Annotated in this window: 3 protein-coding genes; all 3 read right to left on the reverse strand. The window is 65.8% G+C overall.

Annotation, left to right across the window (positions count from 1 at the left end):
* On the reverse strand, window positions 1-668 hold a 668-nt coding region (locus PKH97_RS15730), incomplete at its 3' end, for a hypothetical protein (protein ID WP_324388554.1).
* Between the two features lie 337 nt (window positions 669-1005).
* Window positions 1006-1779: an endonuclease/exonuclease/phosphatase family protein gene (locus PKH97_RS15735; RefSeq protein WP_324388555.1), complete on the reverse strand. Its 774-nt coding sequence runs from the start codon at window positions 1777-1779 to the stop codon at window positions 1006-1008.
* Window positions 1780-1788: 9 nt separating this feature from the next.
* Window positions 1789-1995: a hypothetical protein gene (locus PKH97_RS15740; RefSeq protein WP_324388556.1), complete on the reverse strand. Its 207-nt coding sequence runs from the start codon at window positions 1993-1995 to the stop codon at window positions 1789-1791.
* Between the last annotated feature and the right edge of the window lie 569 nt (window positions 1996-2564).

Consider the following 2564-nt stretch of genomic DNA (forward strand, 5'->3'; position numbering starts at 1 on the left):
AGGCGATCGGCCATGTCCTGCGCCGCCAGGGCTGAGTCGGTCTCGTCACTGGTCATGAGGAGCACGACTTGCCTGAACCAATCTGGGTCGGTCGAGTTCCGCTGGTATGAGACCGCGTACCCGTCCTTCCACGGCGAGGCCCACCGGAACGACAACCCCGCTGGCAGCTCGCTCCCCCGCAGACGCTCGGTCAGGAAGCGCGCGGTCGCACGCCGCGGGGACTCCCAGGACCGGTCGGCCGTCGCCCGGCGTACCTCCGCGACGTACTGGCCCATCGCGAACCGGTATGTCGGCAGCGGCCAAGGCCGGCCGTTGGCGGGGTCGGGGCCGATCGGGTAGGGACCGACGAAAACGCCGGTGTAGTCGCACGGGTCCGACCAGGTCACCCATTCAGCGTCCGCGGTGGCGGCGATGACCGGCGCGATCACGCCGCAGCCCTCGATCCCGCAGGAGCACCGCCACACCCCGACGCGGCGCGGTGGGTGCTGCGGCAGCAGTGGGCTGTCCTCGATGAAGACGTCCTGGGGGTCAAAGCCGCCCCATTCTGGCGCGACCTCGGCGAACGGGTTCACCCCGCCGATGCTGATGGTGACGGTCGGCCAATCGCGGGAATTGCGCTCAATCTCGTAGCCGAGACTGAGGACGGAGACACCGAGGCTCTCGTTCATCTAAAGGGCGATTCGCGGCACGCCTGGGCCATCGACGGTGCCGAGCCGCGCTCGGCAAGGGAACGATCGTACGCGCGACCGCATGTGTTCGGAACCACACGGCGTAGCGCGCCGATCTGCGCCGGGCATGTGGACGCCAAAAGGGATGGCTACTCGGGGTCCGACTTCCGCCACCCGGCATACAGCGTGGTGTCTGCCGTGATGGCGAGCTTGGTCACCCGCTTCATCAGCGACGCGTCGGTCTACCACCTCGGGATCGGTGGAGAACCGGGCGCTCTCGGCGCTCCACGGCAACAACCGCGGGTGGCAGGGTCTCGACCGTCGAGGGAGAGACGAGTCAGGCGATGACCATCTCGATGGGTGCGTGATCGCTGAGCCCCAGTTGCTCTGCTACTTCTCGCCTGACACTCCATGAGCGGACCGAGGTCTCCGTAGCGGCGTCGGCGAATACGTGGTCCAGCTGCAATGGACGCGTGCGCTTCTTGAAGTAGGTCTGCACTTCCTCCGGGGAATGCCGAGGGCGCGTGTCGATGTAACCCTGGGCGTGCAGGTTGTCGAAGAGACGCGCGTTCTCGCCCCTGTCACCAGTATCGAACATCCGTGCGCTATTGAGGTCACCGCCCAAGACAAAGCGCGCGCCGTTCAGGACCGGCCGAAGCTCGGCGACGACTGGTTCGATCTCCCACATCGCTGACGCGCTGGACCGCGGGATCTGCTCGCGCGGAGGTAGATCCGCGTACCACGTGGGGTAGGCCCTATTGATCTCCTCGAAGCTGGCGGCATCAGAGTGGACACTGATGAACCAGAGGCCACCCTCCTCATCGGGCCTCGCGATCGCGGCCGCACCCCGGACACGTGTCAACCCGGGCTGTTGGTCGGTCGGCTCCCAGGCTCGGTAACCACCAGCCTTCACCAGCACGGCGCATCCGTGCTGCTTGTACTTGCCACGAAATACAACAGAGCCCCAAGGTCCCAGCCTCTCGGGGTGAGGGACGACCTCTTGGAGGAGTGCAACGTCAGCGTCCTGCTCATTGAGCCACTGCCATGCGCTCGCGTGGCGATCGCGCTTGTAGCCGTAGGCGCCGGCCATGTTCCAGCAGATCAACCTCACGCTCGAAGGCTATACGGCCAGGTCCGAGCCCGGCAGGCGCTGGACCGCGCCCCGTTGTCCCGCGGGCGGGTGGTCGTCCGTCCCTTCACCGACATCGAGACCACCCCGCAGCCGGACATGCCGCAGCGGCCTCGTCGGTGACCATCTCAACGCCCGGGCGCCGTCGTCTTCCAGCACGACCCAGACCACGGTCAGACCCTCGATTCCCAACAGCATCGTTGAGGCATCTTCGTGTGGGGCATGCGTACGCTGAACCAAGCCCGTGGCCTCACCCTCGTGACCATGAAGTGCTCGACAACAGCCATGATCACCGGGGGGTGCCCCCTCTGGGGGAGGTCACGGGCCACACCGCGTCACCACGAAGGACCGGCGTGCCCGCCCAAACTCGAAGAGAGCCGTCTAGCCCACGGCGCAGATCCATAACGTGGAGCACCAACACGCCCGAGATGCATAACGTCGACCAATTCTTGGGATCCACCGGCGTTCTTACAAGATCGACTGCATCTCGACGAAGATTGGCTGCATCTCGACAACGCTGTCGAGATGTACGGAAGATGTCGCGGCCGTCAGCTTTGAACACCGCACAGATCCGATCCGGAGCGGTGGCCGGGCAAAGTAGCACCGACGGCAAGTTTCGGACGCTACGCGACCACAGCGGCTGATCCGGACGTTGGGCGTCACTGCTTCCGCCGGGCACCACAGGACTAACGCTGCGGGTCAGCCATCGGGAAAACGGAGTGCATTCGGCCCCTGTGGCCACCTACCGTTCATCGCGTGCGCCCTCC

Origin of the sequence: Nostocoides sp., assembly GCF_035343835.1 — a bacterium.
In the GTDB taxonomy this organism is placed as follows: domain Bacteria; phylum Actinomycetota; class Actinomycetes; order Actinomycetales; family Dermatophilaceae; genus Nostocoides_A; species Nostocoides_A vanveenii.

Excerpts from the sequence above, each read along its gene's own strand:
- PKH97_RS15740 (WP_324388556.1), bottom strand. The coding sequence starts at position 1,995 with ATGCTGTTGGGAATCGAGGGTCTGACCGTGGTCTGGGTCGTGCTGGAA.